This is a genomic window from Cellulomonas gilvus ATCC 13127 (assembly GCF_000218545.1).
Classification (GTDB): Bacteria; Actinomycetota; Actinomycetes; order Actinomycetales; family Cellulomonadaceae; genus Cellulomonas; species Cellulomonas gilvus.
The window spans coordinates 1020236-1037967 of sequence record NC_015671.1 but is presented as its reverse complement, the minus strand read 5'-3'; the positions used below and the strand labels follow the sequence as shown (position 1 = coordinate 1037967).

Here is a 17732-nt window from a genome sequence, read left to right as displayed (position 1 = left end):
GACCGCCTCAGTACTGGCTCAGGCCGGGGTACAGCGGGAACGCCGCCGTGAGCGCGGCCACGCGGGCCTTGAGCGTCGCGGTGTCCGCCGCGGCGCCCTGCACCAGCGCGGTCGCGATGATGTCCGCGACCTCCGTGAACTCCGCGTCCCCGAAGCCGCGCGTCGCGAGCGCGGGCGTGCCGATGCGCAGGCCCGAGGTCACCATCGGCGGACGCGGGTCGTTCGGCACCGCGTTGCGGTTCACGGTGATGTCGCAGTCGTGCAGGAGGTCCTCGGCCTGCTTGCCGTCGATGGCGGCGTCGCGCAGGTCCACCAGGACCAGGTGCACGTCGGTGCCGCCCGAGCGGACCGTGATGCCCGCGGCGGCGACGTCGGCGGCCGTGAGCCGCTCGGCGATGATCGCCGCACCGCGCACCGTGCGCTCCTGCCGGTCGCGGAACTCCGGGGTGCCCGCGATCTTGAACGCCACGGCCTTCGCGGCGATGACGTGCATGAGCGGGCCGCCCTGCTGACCCGGGAACACGGCCGAGTTGATCTTCTTGGCCAGGTCGGCGTCGTTGGTCAGGATGAAGCCCGAGCGCGGGCCGCCGATGGTCTTGTGCACGGTCGAGGACACGACGTGCGCGTGCGGCACGGGCGACGGGTGCACGCCCGCGGCCACGAGGCCCGCGAAGTGCGCCATGTCGACCCACAGGTAGGCGCCCACCTCGTCGGCGATCTCACGGAAGGCCGCGAAGTCGAGCCGGCGCGGGTAGGCCGACCAGCCCGCGATGATGACCTTCGGACGGTGCTCGAGCGCCAGGCGCCGCACCTCGGCCATGTCGACGAGCGACGTCGCCTCGTCGACGCCGTACGCGACCACGTCGTACAGCCGGCCCGAGAAGTTGAGCTTCATGCCGTGCGTGAGGTGACCGCCCTGGTCGAGCGCGAGGCCCAGGATCGTGTCGCCCGGGCGGGCGATCGCGTGCAGCACCGCGGCGTTGGCGGTGGCGCCCGAGTGCGGCTGGACGTTGGCGAACTGCGCGCCGAACAGCGACTTGGCGCGCTCGATCGCGATGGTCTCCGCGACGTCGACCTGCTCGCAGCCGCCGTAGTAGCGGCGGCCCGGGTAGCCCTCGGCGTACTTGTTGGTGAGCACCGAGCCCTGCGCCTGCAGGACGGCCAGCGGGACGAAGTTCTCGCTCGCGATCATCTCGAGCGTGCCCTGCTGGCGCGCGAGCTCACCGTCGAGGACGGCGGCGATCTCCGGGTCGAGGTCGGCGATGTTCTGGTTCAGCACGTTGTCGCTCATGCGGCAGCTCCTGTTGCAGGTGGCCGTGCGGGCGCGATCGGCGCCCAAGCACGCGGACGGTCCGGTGATGAGGCGACCGAGGGCCCAGGCGTCCGACCCCGTGGTCCAGCTGCTTCGTCGCTCCCCGGTGGTGACCCACCCCGTTGCGCCAGTCGCGACGGGGCACACAGTAGCAAGGAGCCGGACCGCGGCGGCGAGCCGTCCCGCGGCGCCCTGCACACGATCCTCACGGCTCCGAGCCCGCCGGACAGGGGCCCGCCGCTAGCGTCGCAGCGTGATCCTGTGGCTCGGTGGTCCCTTCGGCGTCGGCAAGACCACGTGTGCGCAGCGCCTGGTGGACACGGTCCCCCGTGCGCGGCTGCACGATCCCGAGGCGCTGGGCTGGTGGCTCGCGCGGACGGTCGGCCGGGTGACGGGGACGCGGGACTACCAGGAGCTGCGGGTGTGGCGCCGCGGCACGGTGCGGAGCGCCTCGTGGCACGCGCGCCGCGTCGACCTGCTGGTGATCCCCATGACGGTCCTCGACGACGACCACGCCGACGAGCTGCTCGGCGGGCTGCGGGCGCGCGGGCACGACGTGCGCCACGTGACGCTGCACGCGTCGGACGACGTGCTCCGGGCCCGGATCGAGGCGGACGCCGTGGACCCCGGAGCGCGGCGGTGGCGCCTCGCGCAGGTCGACCGCTGGGCCGAGGCGGCGCCCCGCGTCGCATCGCGCGGCCCCGTGGTGACGACGGACGGCCGCACACCCGGGCAGGTGGCCGACGACGTGCGCCGCGCGCTCGAGGCCTGACCACGTCGGGCGGGGTCACGCGCGCGTCGGCGGCTCCTCCAGGTGCGCGAGCCAGCGCGTGAGGATGCCGCGCAACGCCTCGACGTCCTGCGGGTCGAGCACGCTCAGCAGACGGTGCTCGTTGGCGATGTGGTCGGTGAACGCCGCGTCGACGAGCGCGCGCCCGGCGTCGGTGAGCGCCACGACCCGCACGCGTGCGTCCTCGTCGGCCGCGCGCCGCGTCACCAGCCCGGCCGCCTGCAGGCGGTCGATGCGCTTGGTCATGCCGCCGCTCGTCACCAGCGTGTGCTCGGCCAGGTCGCCCGCGGTGCGCTCGAACGGCGGCCCCGCTCGCCGCAACGTGGCGAGCACGTCGAAGTCCCCCTCGGTCAGCCCGTGCTCGCGGTACACGGCGACGAGGTGCTCGGTGAGGTGCCCCGCGACACGGTGCAGGCGCCCGATGACACCTTGCGGAGAGGGGTCGAGGTCGGGTCGCTCACGCCGCCAGGCCGCCTGCACGAGGTCGAGCCGGTCGGGACGGTCGGTGGTCACGGTTCGATATTATCTTCTCTGGAAGATATGTTGTCTTCCATGGAAGGCAATCTGCGCTGGATGACGGTCACGGCGTTCGCACCCGTCACCTGGGGCGCGAGCTACTACGTCACGCGTCACCTGCTGCCCGCGGACTCGCCGCTGTGGGGATCGGCGCTGCGCGCCCTCCCCGCGGGCCTGCTCCTGCTGCTGGTCGCGCGGCGCCTGCCCCGGGGCGCGTGGTGGTGGCGTGCGCTCGTGCTCGGGACGCTCAACATGGGCGCGTTCTTCGTGCTCGTCTACGTCGCCGCACAGCTGCTGCCCACCAGCGTCGCCGCGACCGTGATGGCGACCTCTCCTCTGGTGATGATGCTCATCGCGTGGGCCCTGCTCGCGCAGCGGCCGACGCTCCCCGCGGTCGCCGGCGGCGTGCTCGGCCTGGTCGGCGTCGCCGCGATGGTGCTCACCGGGGCGGGCGCGCTCGACGCGCGCGGCCTGGCCGCGTCGGTGACGGCGATGCTGATGTCGAGCGTCGGCTACGTGCTCGCGCAGCGTTGGCACGACGATGACGTGGACGTCGTCTCATCGACCGCGTGGCAGCTGGTCGCGGGTGGCCTCATGCTGCTGGTCGCGGCGCTCGTGGCCGAGGGCGCACCGCCGCGGCTCGACGCGTCGGCGTGGGGCGGGCTCGCCTTCCTGTCCCTGGCCGCGACCGCGCTCGCCTACCTCGCCTGGTTCGGCGGCCTGCGCCACCTGCCCGCCGGCACGGTCGGTCTGGTCGGCCTGCTCAACCCTGTGACGGGCCTGGCCCTGGGGCTGCTGGTGGGTGGCGAGCACCTGTCGCTCCAGCAGGCGCTCGGAGTCGTCGTGGTCCTCGTCGGGGTCACGCTGGGCCACCCGGCACTCGCCCGACGCGCGCGTCCGGCGACGCCCGCCGACCAGCCGACACCGCCGGCGCAGGCCCGCGTCCCCGCGGCCTGACCGCGCCCCCTTGCCAGGCGGCGCGGCGCGGATCGACCGGTACCGGCTGATCCACGAGCAGCGCTTCCGCTCCCTCGACGCCGTGCTCGCCGAGGACGCCCAGGAGGACCCACGATGACCCACCCCGTCCGGATCGAGGCCCCCGAGGGCCTGCCCTACATCGACATCACCCGCGAGCTCGACGCACCCCCGGCACGGGTGTTCGCCGCGCACGCCGACCCCGCGCTCGTCGCCCGGTGGATGGGCCCCGACGGCCTCGAGACGGACATCACCGAGTGGGACTTCGTGTCCGGCGGCCGCTGGAGCTTCCGGCAGACCGAGCCCGGCGGCGAGTCCTACGGCTTCCGCGGCACGTTCCACACCGTCCGGCCCGACGAGCTCGCGATCCAGACGTTCGAGTTCCTCGGCTTCCCCGACGTCGTCTCGGTCGAGACCCTGCGCTTCGTCGACCTCGGCGACGGCCGCACGCGACTCGAGACGCACAGCGTCTACCCCACGGTCGCCGCGCGCGACGGCATGATCTCCAGCGGCACGGAACGCGGGGTCACGCAGGGCTACGCCCGGCTCGACACGATCCTCGCCGGCTGACCCGCGAGCAAGGAGAGCACTCCCATGGGCATCGTCCACCCCTTCCTCTGGTACAGCGACGACGCGCTCGAGGCCGCCGAGTTCTACGTCTCGGTCTTCCCGCGCTCGCGCATCCTCGACGTCGTGCACGCCCCCGCGGACATGCCGGGCGTGACCAAGGGCGCCCCGTTCGTCGTGCGGTTCGAGCTCGACGGGCAACACGTGGAGGCCATCTCCGCGGGGCCGCACCTGCAGCTCGACGCGGCCTTCTCGTTCGTCGTGGACTGCGCCGACCAGGCCGAGGTGGACCACTACTGGGACGCGCTGCTGGCGGGCGGCGGACAGCCGGTGGCGTGCGGCTGGCTCACCGACCGGTTCGGGCTGTCCTGGCAGGTGGTCCCGCGCCGGCTCATGGAGCTCACGCTCGCCGCCGACGCCGACCCGGCGGGAAGCGCGCGCGCCACGCAGGTCATGCTCACGCAGACCAAGCTGGACATCGCCGCGCTCGAGGCCGCCTACCGCGGTGACTGACGCTGGTCAGCCGAGCGACCACAGCGTCCGGTAGTACGCGGTGCGGACCGGGTCGGGCGCGATGCCGTACGCGTCCAGCAGCGCCTCCTCGTGGCCCGGGCCGTAGTTCCACACCGTGCTCCACGTGGCGACGGCCAGGTCCGCCCACCGGTCGGCCACGCCCAGGCTGCCCAGGTCCACGTGGGCGAGCCACGTGCCGTCGTCGGACAGGAGCGTGTTGGGCACGCACGCGTCGCCGTGGCACACGACGAGCCGGTCGACGGGCGGCGGCGCGCCCAGCGCCGCGGCTGCGGCCCGGTCCGCGACGCGCGCCAGCCGGTCCCGCGCCGACCACGTCCAGGGGCACCCCGCCACGGGTAGCGCGTCGTGCAGCGCGCGCAACCCCGCGCCGACCGCGCGGACCGCGACCTCGGGGTGCGCCACCCACTGCGGGTGCACCGCGCTGCGACCCTCGATCGCGCGCGTGACGAGCCACCCGCCCTCGTCGTCCGCGCCCGTCTCCACGACATGCGGGACCGGCGTCCATCGCGCGACCCACGCGAGCCGCTCGGCCTCGTCCGCGAGATCGCCCTCGGTGCCCGCGGGCGCCCACTTGGCGTACAGGCCGCGGTCCGGGGCGTGGAACGTCAGTCCGCCGACGAGGTTCTGCCAGACGGGGTGCAGCGGCCCGTCGCCCAGCAGGCGGCGGATCGCGCCCGGGACCTCGACCGTGCCGGTGGGGATGCTCACGTCGAGGTCGTCAGGTCGGGACCGTCGGTCAGCGGTCGTCCTCGTGCACGTCGGGCGTCTCGACGAGCGACTTGCGCAGGAACGCGTACGTGAGGTCCCCCGCGGTCTGGTCGTGCTGGTGCTCGTAGCCGTGCTTGGCGTACAGCGCGATGTTCTGCACCGAGTCGCGGCCCGTGAACACCCAGACCTCCTCGATGCCGTCCGGCAGGTACGGCAGGATCGCGAGCAGCAGGCGCGTGCCGAAGCCCTGACCCTGCAGGTCGGGGGCCACCGCGAACCGGCCCAGCGTGGCCTTCTTGTCCTCGATGAGCACCCGGATCGAGCCGACCAGGCGCGGGCCGTGCCACCCGCCGAGCGTCACCACGTCCTCGCGCTGCAGGTCCGCGACCAGCTCGTCGAGCGTCTGCGTGAGCGGCGGGATGTTCGGGTCGCCGTAGTGCTGGGCCTCCGTGACGAAGGCGGCACGACGCAGCGTGAGCAGCTCGCCGGCGTCGGCGGTGGTCACCTGGCGGATGTCGAGGTCGGCCGTCATGCGACCCATCGTGTCAGCCGTTCGGCGGGTCGGACTACTCTCGGGCCTCGTGTCCCACACTGTGACGCCCGCGTCCGCGCCCGCCGGCACCCACTGGGTGCTCACGCTGTCCTGCCCCGACCGCCCCGGGATCGTGCACGCGGTGGCCGGGCTGCTGGCCGAGCACGGCGGCAACATCACCGAGTCCCAGCAGTTCGGCGACCCGCTGTCCGGGCTGTTCTTCATGCGCGTCCAGGTGACGTCGAGCGCCACGTACGACGAGCTCGCTGCCGCGCTCGCGCCCGTCGCCGAACGCTTCGCGCTGCAGTGGTCGCTCGACGTCGCGGGCCGGCCCGTGCGGACGCTCGTCATGGGCTCCACCGCGGCGCACTGCCTCAACGACCTCGCGTTCCGCCAGCGGTCCGAGGCCCTGCCCGTGGACCTCGTCGCGGTCGTGTCCAACCACACGTCGCTCGAGCCGCTCGCGCAGTTCTACGGCATCCCGTTCCACCACGTGCCCGTGACGGCCGCCACCAAGGCGGACGCGGAGGCGCGCCTCCTGGCGCTCGTCGAGGAGCTCGACGTCGAGCTCGTGGTGCTCGCCCGGTACATGCAGATCCTGTCCGACGACCTGTGCCGCCGGCTCGCGGGGCGCGTCATCAACATCCACCACTCGTTCCTGCCCTCGTTCAAGGGCGCGCGCCCGTACGCGCAGGCGCACGACCGTGGCGTCAAGCTCATCGGCGCGACCGCGCACTACGTCACGGGCGACCTGGACGAGGGCCCGATCATCGAGCAGGACGTCGAGCGCGTGGACCACACGCGAGCTGTCGAGGACCTCGTCGCGCTGGGGCAGGACGTCGAGCGGCGCGCGCTCGCCCGGGCCGTGCGGTGGCATGCCGAGCACCGCGTCCTGCTGGACGGCCACCGCACGATCGTCTTCCGCTGACGCGCACGGTCAGGCGGCAGCGCGCCCCGTCCGGCGCAGCGCCACCACCGTGAGGTCGTCGGGCTGCTGCCCCGCCTGGGCCGCGAGCGCGACGACCGCGTCCACCGCCTCCTGCGCGGTGCGCGTGGCCCGCACCGCCGCCCGGATGCGGTCCAGGTCGGAGATCGCGCCGCCGATCGCGTCGAGGATGCCGTCGCTGAACGTCAGGAGCAGGTCCCCCGGCCCCAGGCGCACGGTCCCCGCGGTACGTGCGGCGTCCGGGTCCACGCCGAGCGGCATGCCGGTCGCCGGGAGCCGGACGCCCGTGCCGTCCGGGCGCACCACGAGCGTGAGCCCGTGCCCGGCGTCGGCGTACGCCAGCACGCCCGTGCCGGGCGTCAGGTGGGCGCGGAAGGCCGTGACGAACGCTCCCGTGCTGGCCAGGTCTGCGGAGAGCGCACGTTCGGCGGAGACCACCGACGTCACCACGTCCGCCGGCTCGCCCGCGTCGGTGTGCAGCACGGAGCGCATGGTCGCCGCGAGGATCGCCGCACCGACGCCCTTGCCCATCACGTCCGCGAGCGTCACCACGACGCCGTCGTCGGCCAGCTGCCAGTCGTAGAAGTCGCCGCCGACCGAGCCCGCGGGCACGAACCGTGCGGCGAGCTCGTAGCCGGGGACCACCGGGGGGCGTGCGGGCAGCAGGCTCGCCTGCACCTGGGCCGCGCGGCGCAGCTCGTCGCGCTCGGCGGTGACGTCCCGCAGGACCGTCACGACGCCTCCCCCGGAGGTGTCGGGCAGGCGTGCCGTGGTGAACGTGACCACGCGTGGTGTCGGTGCGCCGGGCGTGCGCACCAGCAGGTCGAGGTCGCGCACGTCGTGCCCCGCGAGCGCCCGGCGGAACGGGAGCTCGGCCCTTGGCAGCGGGGAGCCGTCCAGGCGCAGGAGGCCGTCGAGGTCGGCCTCGTCGGGCACGTCCACGCCTGCGACGCCCATGAGCAGGCGCGTCGCCGCGGGGTTGCGCACCAGGACGCGCCCGTCGGCGTCGACGACGCGCACACCTTCGGCCATCGTCTCGACGATCGTCGACAGGAGCGCGGCCTGGGACTGCGCGTCGTCCCGCGCAGCGGCGAACTCGCGGGCCAGGCGCAGCCGCTCGTCGCGCGCGAGCGCCAGGGACAGGCCGATCAGCGACACCAACCCGACGTACAGCTGCGCGACCGCGACCTGGGTGGTCGGGGTGGACAGCGTGAGGAACGGCCCGGCGCCCAGCACCGTGAGCGTCACGGCCGTCGCGGCGACGGCCGAGTTGTGCAGCACGACGTACCGCGTGGACTGCCGTGCGCCGGCCCACACGGTCATGGCGATGAGGGGGAAGACGAGCCCGATCACGTCGAGCCCGATGAACCAGATCACGTACAGCAGCGGCGTCAGCACGGCCGCCGCCACGAGCTCACCGGTGTGGGAGGGAGGCGCGACGTCCGCGCGCTCCTCCACCGCTCCCTCCCGCGCGCGTCGCCGGCGCGACCAGTCGCCCACGACCAGCCCCAGGCAGACCACCGTGAGGATGCCGACCGCGTTGCGTGCGCACCACAGCAGCACCAGGTTCCAGGACCACCCCGCCCCGCTGCTCGCGACCCCCGCCGCGACCACGGGCGACGTCACCGCGGCCGCGACGGACGCGGCGGTGACGAGCCACCACATCTCCTCGACGCGGGTGATGGGGCGGTGCGCGCGGCCCGCCCAGATCTCCGGGCAGCGCCGCGCGAGGATCGCGACGCACACGAGCGCCTGCAGCGCGTTCGCGGTCCCGCCGAGCAGCGCACGCAGCGCGGGGCTGCCGCTCACGAGCCCCGCCGTGGTGGTGATGGCCGCGATCAGCGCGACGTCGAGCCACGGGTGGGGCCGCCGGGCGCGCGCGAGCAGCCACAGCACGGACACGCCCGCCGCGGGTGACACGAGCGCGATCTGGCTGCCGTCGATGACCGTCTGCAGGCCCAGCTCGAGCGCGACCGCGTACCCGAGCGCGAAGGCCACGACCACGCCGACATCCCGCCGTGCGCTGCGTGGCGCACCGTCCTGCACGCCGTCACGGACCGCGCCGTCCATCCCTGCACCTCCCGGGCCGCCGGTGCGACCGCTGCCTGCAGGCTACGGCGACGACGCCGGATCGGCGGGCCGAGCGACGCCCCGCGCGTTACGGTCGCCACGTCGGCACGGGGGCGACGAGGGAGGTCGAGGGGGACATGACGCGACAGCGAGGACCCGCATGAGCCGCCTGTGGCTGCTCCGGGTGGCGGCGTTCCTGACGGTCGCGCTCGGGCTCAACTACGTGCTCTGGCGCTGGGCCGCGTCCGTCAACTGGGACGCGTGGTGGATCGCCGTGCCGCTCGTCGTGGCCGAGACGTACTCGTTCGTCGACGTCGCGTTCTTCGGCATGACGATGTGGCGCGCCCAGCCCCGACCGACGCCGCCGCCACCGCCGCCGGACCTCACCGTGGACGTGTTCGTCACCACGTACGACGAGCCGGTCGAGCTGGTCATGGCGACCGCGGTGGCCGCACGCGACATCCGCTACCCGCACCGCACGTGGGTCCTGGACGACGGTGCACGGCCGGCCCTGCGCGAGGCCGCGCAGGCCGCGGGCGTCGGGTACGTGGTGCGCACGGAGGACTGGACGGACCGGCCGCGCCACGCCAAGGCGGGCAACCTCAACAACGCGCTGTTCGCGACCGACGGCGAGTTCCTGCTGGTGCTGGACGCGGACCAGGTGCCGGACCCGCGCATCCTGGACCACACGCTCGGCTACTTCACCGACCCCCTGGTCACCCTGGTCCAGACCCCGCAGCACTTCACGAACGTCACCGACGCGGACCCGCTCGGCAGCCAGGCGCCGCTGTTCTACGGGCCCATCCAGCAGGGCAAGGACGGCTGGAACGCGGCGTTCTTCTGCGGCTCGAACGCGGTCCTGCGGCGCGACGCGCTCATGCAGCTCGGCCTGGTGGGGTACGTGCGCGAGACCGAACGCTCGGTCCGCGAGGCGCTGCTCGCCTCGCGCCGCGTGCTCGCCCGCGCCCGCGCGTCCGCACCCGGGGGCATGGCGCGGGACGTGCTCGAGCAGGTCGAGGACGCCGCGCACACCGCGCTCGAGCGGCTCGACGCGGGCGAACCGGTCTCCGAGGTCACGTACGCGTTCCAGCGCCGCGTGGACGCGGTCTCGGCCGCGGTGGTCGCCGACGACGTCGCCGCGATGCAGAGCGACCTGGCCGCGATCGCGTCGCTGCCCATCCAGCCGGACCGCGAGCTCGGCACGCTCGTGGTCGACGAGGTCGCCCTCGCTCGCCTGGCCGACCGCGACTGGTCGCCCCTGGGCGCGATCGGCTCGGTGCAGGCGCTGATCCGCGCGGTGGACGTGGACCGTGGCCACGAGGCGCAGGCGCTCCTGCCCGTGCAGACCGTCTCGGTCACCGAGGACATGGCGACCGCGATGCACCTGCACGCGCTCGGGTGGCGCACGGTCTACCACCACGAGCGGCTCGCCGAGGGTCTCGCGCCCGACGACCTCGGCACGATGATCACGCAGCGCCTGCGCTGGGCGCAGGGCACGCTGCAGGGCATGCTGCGGGAGAACCCGCTGCGTCTGCCCGGCCTCTCGCTGGGCCAGCGCCTCATGTACTTCTCGACGCAGTGGTCCTACCTCGCGGGGTTCGCCGCGGTGGTCTACCTGGCGGCACCCGTGATCTTCCTGTGCTTCGGCGTGCTGCCGGTCACCGCGTGGACGGTCGAGTTCTTCGCGCGGTTCATCCCGTTCCAGGTGGTCAGCCAGCTGCTCTTCCTCCTGGCGGCGCACGGCGTGCGCACCTGGCGAGGGCAGCAGTACAGCCTCGCGCTGTTCCCGGTGTGGATCCGCGCGACCGTCACGGCCGCGGCCAACGTGTGGTGGGGACGGCCGCTGCGGTTCGCCGTGACGCCCAAGACCCGCCAGGACACCACCGGGTCGTGGCGTCTGGTGTGGCCCCAGCTGCTCGCGATCGCGCTCCTCGTGATCGCGGCCGTCGTGGGCACCGTGCGCGCCGCGCTCGGCATGGCACCGTGGGTGGGCACCACCGTCAACCTGCTCTGGGTCGGCTACGACCTGCTGGTGCTGAGCGTCATCGTCCAGGCCCTGCGGTACCGCGGGTACCGGGCCGGAATCGAAGGAGGTAGCTGATGGAGTTCGACGTCGCGCACGCCGGTGACCACGGCGCGGTGCTCACGCCGCGGGGGCGCCTGACCATGGCATCGGCCGGGGAGCTCAAGGCGCTCGTGGAACGGACCGTCGCCGGCGGACGCACGCTCGTCGTGGTGGACCTCGGGCAGACCGAGTTCATGGACTCCTCGGGCCTCGGCGCGCTCGTCGGCGGGCTGCGCTCGGCCCGCACGGCCGGTGGTGACCTGCGCATCGCACGCGCGGGCGACCAGGTCCTGACGGTCCTCGAGCTGACGACGATGGACCGCGTCCTGCGGCCGCACGCGACCGTCGAGGAGGCCCTCGATGCTGCCGGATGACGTGCGGGCCCGATCGGGCGCGGCCGGCCCCGCGGTCCCCGAGGTGCTCGACGACCTGCACACCGCGCTCGAGCGGCTGTGGGACAGCGTCCCGGACATCCCCCGCGGCGACCGGATCCGGTTCGAGACGGCCGTGGTCGAGGTCGCGACGAACGTGGTGGGGCACGCGCTGCCCGTGCGCTCGGTGGTGCAGCTGCGTGCCGAGTTCCAGGTGACCGCGACCACGCTCGAGGGGACGCTGACCGACGACGGCGCGGACGTCGACATCGACCTCACGGGCTCGACCCCCGCGGACACGGCCGAGAGCGGCCGCGGCCTGCTCCTCATCCAGCGCACGGTCGACACGTTCAGCTTCCGGCGCGAGGACGGCCTCAACGTGTGGCGCCTGTCCCGCCGCTACGCCACCGGGGCCGAGAGCGCCCCGCCCGCGCGCTGATGCGGACGGCCCCGACCCCCGGGGCCGTCCGCATCAGTGACTCAGAACCACGCCACGGACGCCCGGGTGCGCGGGGTCTTCTCGACGAGGACCGCGACGGTGCGTGCCGGGACGGTCACCGTGCCGGTGGCCGCGACCCAGCGCGTGGTCCGCACGACCGGGTCGGCCCCGGCCTTCTGGACGGGTGAGAGCACCAGGCGGTGCCCCGTGAGGCCCGGCAGCTTCTGCGTGGTCGGCCGGTCCGAGGCGTTGAGCACGACGACCACCCGCTGGAGCCCGGGGTCCACGTCCCGCCGGCCCGGCGTCGCGGCCGGGTCGTCCACCTGCATGACCACGACGCCCGGCGTCGCGGCGCTGCCCGCGCCGGGGAACGTCACGCGCTGCTGCACGAGCGCCGCGGTCCCCAGGTGGAACAGCGGGGTCGACGAGCGCAGCCGGAGCAGGTCGAGCGCACCCGCCTCCGCCGCCGCGATGTCCGCGGCGCCGGGCTTGAGGGCCGGGTCCGCCAGGAGCGGCTGCATGAGGTCCCACTTGGCCTCGTTGTCGGCGCGGGGCGGAAGCCCGCGGCCGAAGCCGTTGTCCTTGCCCGAGAGGTCGAGCGCGTTGAACCAGTCACCCGAGTTGTAGCTGTTGCGGTCCAGCGACTTGCTCCGCAGCAGCTCAGACCCGGCGTGCCACAGCGTGGGCGTCTGGGCGAACGCGGTCGCGGCGAGCGAGACCGTGTTCATCCGGACGCGATCGGCCATCGGGGTGTCGGTCGGCAGCTTGAACGTCAGCGAGTCCCACAGGGTCTCGTTGTCGTGCGCGTCGACGTACGTGACCACCTCGGCCGGCTGCGACGCGTACCCCGCCGGGCTGCCGTTGTAGTCCACCTGGTCGCCGCGCCGCAGCGTGCCGTCGCTGGTCCGGAACCGGTAGGCCCGCAGGTTCCCGGCCAGCCCCAGCCGCACCAGGTCGGCCTGGTGCTGCACACGCGCCAGCTGCTCGGCGGCCGTGCCGTTGACGGGTGCGCCGTTCGCATCGGTGTAGGCGCCCGAGCCGAAGCCCTGGACGCGCGGGTCCTCGTCGAACGGCCCTCCCCCGCGCACCGCGTCCCGCAGCCGATCGGAGAACGCCCCGATGCCGGTGCCGTCGAGCTGGCCCTGCGTGGCCTGGCGGAACAGGGCGTTGTCCGCGACCTCCCCGAAGTTCCAGCCCTCGCCGTACAGGTACACCTTGCGACCGTCGACGCCGTCCTCGGCGACCGTGAGCGCGTCCAGCGCCCTGCGGATCTCGTTCATGTTGCGCACCGAGTGGTGCCCCATGAGGTCGAACCGGAAGCCGTCGACCTTGTAGTCCCGGGCCCACCGCACCACGGTGTCGACCATGAGCTTCTGCGCCACGCGGTGCTCGGTCGCCACGTTCTGGCAGCACGTGGACGTGGTCACCTTCCCCGCGGCGTCGAGGCGGTGGTAGTAGCCGGGCACGATGCGGTCCAGCACCGACCTGGCGTCCTGGCCGCTCGCGGCGGTGTGGTTGAACACCTGGTCGAGCACCACCTGCAGGCCGGCGCCGTGCAGCGAGCCGACCATGGTGCGGAACTGGCTGACGCGCGAGCCGCCCGTGGCGACGGTCGCGTAGGACCCCTCGGGCACGCCCCAGTGCAGCGGGTCGTAACCCCAGTTGAAGCCGTCGGAGTCGGCGACCTGTCCGACGCACGCCTGCTGCGCGTCGGAGTCGGGCGCGTACGACGCGAGGTCGCAGTCGGGCGTCTCCTGCCGGCGGCGGTCCTCCTCGATCGTCGCGATGTCGAACGTCGGCAGCAGATGGACGGTCGTCATGCCGGCGGCGGCGAGCTGCCGCAGGTGCGTCATGCCCGCGCTCGCGGCCTGGGCGAACGCGAGATAGGTCCCGCGGCGCGCGGCCGGGACGGTCGTGTCGCCGATCGAGAAGTCCCGCACGTGCAGCTCGTAGATGGTCTGCTCGACGGGCTTCACCACGGGCTGCGGGGCACGGGTCCAGGACGCGGGCCGGTACGCCGGGTCGGCGAGGTCCAGCACCACCGAGTGCGTCGAGTTCGTGGTCAGCGCGGTGGACATCGGGTCGGTCACCTCGTTGACCACCACCTGGTCCACGCTGGGGGCGTAGACCTTGACCCGCCACCGGTAGGGCGCGCCCTTCCACGACGCCGCACCCTTGACCGTCCACCGGCCGTCGGACCACAGCGTCGCCTGCCGGACGACGGGCGCCGACGACGTGCTCCCGGACGGCCAGACCAGCAGGTCGACGTCCTGAGCCGTCGGCGCCCACAGCGCGAACTTCGGCGTGCCCGTCCGCGTGAACGCCAGGCCCAGGTACGCGGGCTTCAGTGCCGCGGCGTACAGCGCGTCGAGCACGCCGGACACCTGCAGGCCGGAGCCCGCCAGCAGCACGCCCTCGGCGTCCTCCTGGGTCACCAGCAGCTCGCCCTTGAGCAGCGCCTTGACCGGGGTGCCGTCCGGCACCCGCAGCGCGACGTAGCCGCGCAGCGCGGGGAACCGGGCGAGCTGGGCCGCGGTCAGGCCGCGCGGCACCACCGGGAGGGCCACGCTCCGGTCGGCGCCGACCACGGCGCCGTCGGCGACCTCGAGCGCGGCGGTCCGGGCGTGGTGCAACCGCCACGTGAAGTCGCCCGCGGCGGCGGTCTGCGGCACCCACGACGCGGGCACCGCGATCGTCGTCGCGTCGACGAAGTGCCCGTACGCCTGGTTCAGCCCGGTCAGCGGCGGGTCGGTCACCTCGATCGTCAGGACGTGCGTGGCCAGCACGTACGTGAACGTCACGGGCTTGCCGCCGGGTGCGACGAACGCGTAGTTCGCGCCGCCCGGGACGCCGTCGACGCCGTAGTTCTCCGCCCAGCCCAGCCCGTGCGCGACCTTCGCCTCGTACGCCCCCTCGGGCAGGTCGGGCACCGTGAGCGTGTAGGTGCCGTCACCGTCGGGGTCCTGCAACCAGGTCGCCATGCAGTCCGGCGCCCAGTCCCCCGCGCAGCCGGCCTCCTGCTGGAAGCTGCCCGGCACGGTCACCACCGGACCGTCGACGCTCGACATGAACCAGTGGGTGACCGGGTCGTAGTAGAACGTGACCCGGGTCTCCTCGGTGAGCGTGTAGGTCGCGTTGGCACCGTCCCGGACGCCGCCCGTGCCGTAGTTCTCGGTCCACGAGCCCCCGATCGCGACCTTGTACTCGTAGGCGCCCGGCGCGAGGGTCCAGGACCCGGAGTACACGCCGTCCGCGCGCCTGGTCAGCGCGGAGGCCTCGCACTCGGGCTGCCAGGTCCCCGCGCAGCCCATCTCGACCTGGTGCGTGCCGGGCAGGGTCACCAGCAGGTCACCCTCGTGCGGGTCCTCGGGGACGACGCCGTCCACCGCGCGCCCGACCGCGGCGAAGGTCGAGGCCGCGGACCGGTGACCCGCGGCGTCCACGCTCACGGCGCGCAGCTCGAGCAGCGCACCGTCCGCGAGCCCGGCCGTGTCCAGGTAGACGCGCGGGCTGGTGGTCTCGGCCGTGCCCAGCGCGGTCCACTCGTCGTCACCCACCACGCGGTAGGCGAACGACGTCTGGCTCCACACGTCGCGTGCGACGTCGGCCGTGACGGCCACCTGGCCGGCCAGGCCCGCACCCGCGGCCGGCGCGGTCACGCCGATCGGGCCGGCCGCCGCGGGTGCGACGACCTCGCGGTCCGCCACGAGCACCACCGACCCGAGCGCGGGCACGGTGATCTCGACGGCACCGTCGGCGCCGGCGGTGAGCACCGCATCGGTGCCGTACGCGCCCGTGAACGTGGCACCCGGGGTCAGCGAGTCCACCGTCACGGTGGCCGGCGCCGCGGCGCTGTTCACGGCGACCAGGTGCTCGACCCGCTCGTCGGGGTCCACCCGGGAGAACGCGTACACCGATCCCGAGGAGTACCGCTCGACCTGGGCACCCGTCGTGAGCGCGGGGTGCGCGGCCCGCAGGTCGGCCAGGGCCGCGATGTGCCGGTACAGCACCGAGTCGGTGTCGTAGCGGTCCTGGCGGCCCAGCGTCGTGCCGTCGAGCAGCGGCTGGTCGGCGTACGCGTCGACCTGCGTGGCGAACAGCGACTGCCGTGCGTCCTTGTCCCCGCCCGCGCCGGCGAAGCCCTGCTCGTCGCCGTAGTAGACCACCGGCTGGCCGCGCGTCAGGTACATCAGGTCGTGCGCGAGCGCCGAACGCCGCTCGGCCTGCGTGGTGCCCGCCAGGAAGTACCCGACGCGTCCCATGTCGTGGTTGCCCAGGAACGTCGGCAGGGCCTGGGCGTTGGTCGTGGCGGTCGTGTAGCGGTCGTCGCCCGCGAACAGCGCCTTGAGACCGGCCGCGGAGCCCCCCTTGGCGAAGCTCGTCGCTGCGGACTGGAACGTGAAGTCGAGCACCGCGTTCATGTCCGAGTCACGCACGTACGGGGACAGCTTGACGGGGTCGGCGTCGTAGACCTCGCCGAACATGAAGAAGTCGTCGTTGCCGACGCTCGCGGCGTGCGCGGAGACCCTCTGCGTGAACTCCTGCCAGAACTCGAAGTTCACGTGCTTGGCGGTGTCGATGCGGAAGCCGTCCACCCCGAGGTCCACCCACGCGGCGTAGACGTCCACGAAGCCGTCGACCACCTCGGGGTCCTCGGTCATCAGGTCGTCCAGGCCGGAGAAGTCGCCGTACGTCGTGGACTCGCCGCTGTAGGTCGAGTTCCCGCGGTTGTGGTACTTGGTCACGTCGTTGAGCCACGCGGGGACCTTGACGTCCGCGTCCGCAGGGTCGACCACGGGCGTGTACGGGAAGGACGTCGCCGGGTCGAGCACCGGGAAGTCGTCGGCGCCCGCGTGGTCCGCAGGGTCGAACGCGGTGCCCTCGGCGTCCGTGTACGGCGAGGTCGCCTGGTCGACGTAGTCGTACTCGCCCTCCGCGTAGTCGATGACGTCGGCGGTGTGGTTCGTGATGATGTCGAAGTAGACGTCGATGCCGCGCGCGTGCGCGTCGTCGATCAGCGCCTCGAGCTCGGCGTTCGTGCCCAGGTGCGGGTCGATCTGCGTGAAGTCCGTGATCCAGTAGCCGTGGTACCCCGCGGACGCATCCGCGCCGGTGCCCTGCACGGGCCGGTTCAGGAACGACGGCGTGAGCCAGATGGCCGTCGTGCCCAGGCCCGCCACGTAGTCCAGGCGCTCGCGCAGCCCGGCGAGGTCACCGCCCGAGTAGAAGCCCTTGTCCGTGGGGTCCAGGCCCGTCGTGAGGCGGTCGCCCGTCAGGCCGCCCGTGTCGTTGGACTCGTCGCCGTTGGCGAACCGGTCCGTCATGACGAAGTAGAAGCTCTTGCCCGCCCCGGGGTCGCGCACGGGTTCGGCGACGATCGCGTCGTCGTCGACGTCCACGCCCAGCCCGAGCGGGGTGAGCGAGGTGCGGTGCGTCTCGTCGTCGTACGTGAACCGGATGGGCGTGTCACCCGCGACGACGAGCGGGCTGTTGTCGGCCGTGCCGTCGATCCCGTAGGACGCTGTCCACGCGTCGTCGAGCGCGACCTTGATCTGCCACGACCCCGCGGGGATCGTCAGGTCGGCCGTGAACGTGCCGTCGCCGACGGGCGCGAGCTCGGTCGCGGCGCAGTCGGGCGCCCAGTCGGCGGCGCAGCCGAGCGCGGCCTGCACGTCGCCCACGAGCGCGACGGAGCTCGCGGCCGCGGCGGCCGGCGCGGTGGGCAGGACGACTCCGACGGCGCTCGCGGCGCCGACGGCGAGGGTGGTGAGCACTGCGGTGAGGCGGCGGACGGGAGCGTCGCTGACCGGCATCGGGGACTCCTTCGTCACCCCCGTGACCTCGGTGTCACGAGCGGCTGCGGCAGACCGTATCGGTTTGCTGCAACTTGCAGCAAGACTCCCCAGT

14 protein-coding genes and 1 riboswitch are annotated in these 17732 nt (G+C 73.6%); of the genes, 8 read left to right on the top strand and 6 right to left on the bottom strand.

Annotated elements, in window-relative coordinates:
* Window positions 1-7: 7 nt before the first annotated feature.
* A complete protein-coding gene (gene glyA / locus CELGI_RS04825; protein ID WP_013882987.1) occupies window positions 8-1291 on the bottom strand; it encodes a serine hydroxymethyltransferase in 1284 nt (427 codons plus the stop codon).
* 75 nt (window positions 1292-1366) lie between these two features.
* A riboswitch (ZMP/ZTP riboswitch) is annotated at window positions 1367-1457 on the bottom strand.
* A 108-nt stretch (window positions 1458-1565) separates the two neighbouring features.
* Between glyA and CELGI_RS04820 the strand changes: the two genes are divergently transcribed.
* Window positions 1566-2084 (top strand): AAA family ATPase, encoded by a 519-nt coding sequence (locus CELGI_RS04820; protein ID WP_013882986.1) that lies wholly within the window; start codon window positions 1566-1568, stop codon window positions 2082-2084.
* 15 nt (window positions 2085-2099) lie between these two features.
* Here the strand turns inward: CELGI_RS04820 and CELGI_RS04815 are convergent, their stop codons facing one another.
* Entirely contained in the window at window positions 2100-2615 is a 516-nt protein-coding gene (locus tag CELGI_RS04815; protein ID WP_013882985.1) for a MarR family winged helix-turn-helix transcriptional regulator, read from the bottom strand.
* A gap of 39 nt (window positions 2616-2654) precedes the next feature.
* Here CELGI_RS04815 and CELGI_RS04810 point away from each other — a divergent pair, with 39 nt between their 5' ends.
* From CELGI_RS04810 to CELGI_RS04800, 3 genes are all read left to right on the top strand, one after another.
* Window positions 2655-3575, top strand: a complete 921-nt coding sequence (locus CELGI_RS04810) for a DMT family transporter (protein ID WP_013882984.1) — start codon at window positions 2655-2657, stop codon at window positions 3573-3575.
* 114 nt (window positions 3576-3689) lie between these two features.
* Window positions 3690-4163: an SRPBCC family protein gene (locus tag CELGI_RS04805; RefSeq protein ID WP_013882983.1), complete on the top strand. Its 474-nt coding sequence runs from the start codon at window positions 3690-3692 to the stop codon at window positions 4161-4163.
* A gap of 24 nt (window positions 4164-4187) precedes the next feature.
* Entirely contained in the window at window positions 4188-4673 is a 486-nt protein-coding gene (locus CELGI_RS04800) for a VOC family protein (RefSeq protein WP_013882982.1), read from the top strand.
* A 6-nt stretch (window positions 4674-4679) separates the two neighbouring features.
* Here the strand turns inward: CELGI_RS04800 and CELGI_RS04795 are convergent, their stop codons facing one another.
* Together CELGI_RS04795 and CELGI_RS04790 are read right to left on the bottom strand one after the other, a co-directional pair.
* Window positions 4680-5402, bottom strand: a complete 723-nt coding sequence (locus tag CELGI_RS04795; RefSeq protein WP_013882981.1) for an aminoglycoside 3'-phosphotransferase — start codon at window positions 5400-5402, stop codon at window positions 4680-4682.
* 28 nt (window positions 5403-5430) lie between these two features.
* A complete protein-coding gene (locus CELGI_RS04790) occupies window positions 5431-5943 on the bottom strand; it encodes a GNAT family N-acetyltransferase (RefSeq protein WP_013882980.1) in 513 nt (170 codons plus the stop codon).
* 40 nt (window positions 5944-5983) lie between these two features.
* Here CELGI_RS04790 and purU point away from each other — a divergent pair, with 40 nt between their 5' ends.
* The gene (gene purU / locus CELGI_RS04785) at window positions 5984-6862 is read left to right on the top strand and encodes a formyltetrahydrofolate deformylase (protein ID WP_013882979.1); all 879 of its coding nucleotides are present in this window, start codon (window positions 5984-5986) and stop codon (window positions 6860-6862) included.
* A gap of 9 nt (window positions 6863-6871) precedes the next feature.
* Here the strand turns inward: purU and CELGI_RS16315 are convergent, their stop codons facing one another.
* Window positions 6872-8950, bottom strand: coding sequence for a SpoIIE family protein phosphatase (locus tag CELGI_RS16315; protein ID WP_013882978.1), 2079 nt, complete (start codon window positions 8948-8950; stop codon window positions 6872-6874).
* 160 nt (window positions 8951-9110) lie between these two features.
* Here CELGI_RS16315 and CELGI_RS04775 point away from each other — a divergent pair, with 160 nt between their 5' ends.
* Genes CELGI_RS04775 through CELGI_RS04765 form a run of 3 tightly spaced genes read left to right on the top strand, consistent with a single transcriptional unit; the run spans window position 9111 to window position 11825 of the window.
* Entirely contained in the window at window positions 9111-11051 is a 1941-nt protein-coding gene (locus tag CELGI_RS04775) for a glycosyltransferase (RefSeq protein WP_013882977.1), read from the top strand.
* A complete protein-coding gene (locus tag CELGI_RS04770) occupies window positions 11051-11389 on the top strand; it encodes an STAS domain-containing protein (RefSeq protein ID WP_013882976.1) in 339 nt (112 codons plus the stop codon). Before CELGI_RS04775 ends, CELGI_RS04770 begins: the two co-directional genes overlap by 1 nt.
* On the top strand, window positions 11376-11825 hold the full coding sequence (locus CELGI_RS04765; RefSeq protein WP_013882975.1) for an ATP-binding protein: 450 nt from the start codon (window positions 11376-11378) through the stop codon (window positions 11823-11825). The genes CELGI_RS04770 and CELGI_RS04765 overlap by 14 nt, the downstream gene beginning before the upstream one ends.
* A gap of 41 nt (window positions 11826-11866) precedes the next feature.
* On the opposite strand, the gene pulA is transcribed toward CELGI_RS04765, so the two are convergent.
* Window positions 11867-17638, bottom strand: coding sequence for a pullulanase-type alpha-1,6-glucosidase (gene pulA / locus CELGI_RS04760; RefSeq protein WP_013882974.1), 5772 nt, complete (start codon window positions 17636-17638; stop codon window positions 11867-11869).
* Between the last annotated feature and the right edge of the window lie 94 nt (window positions 17639-17732).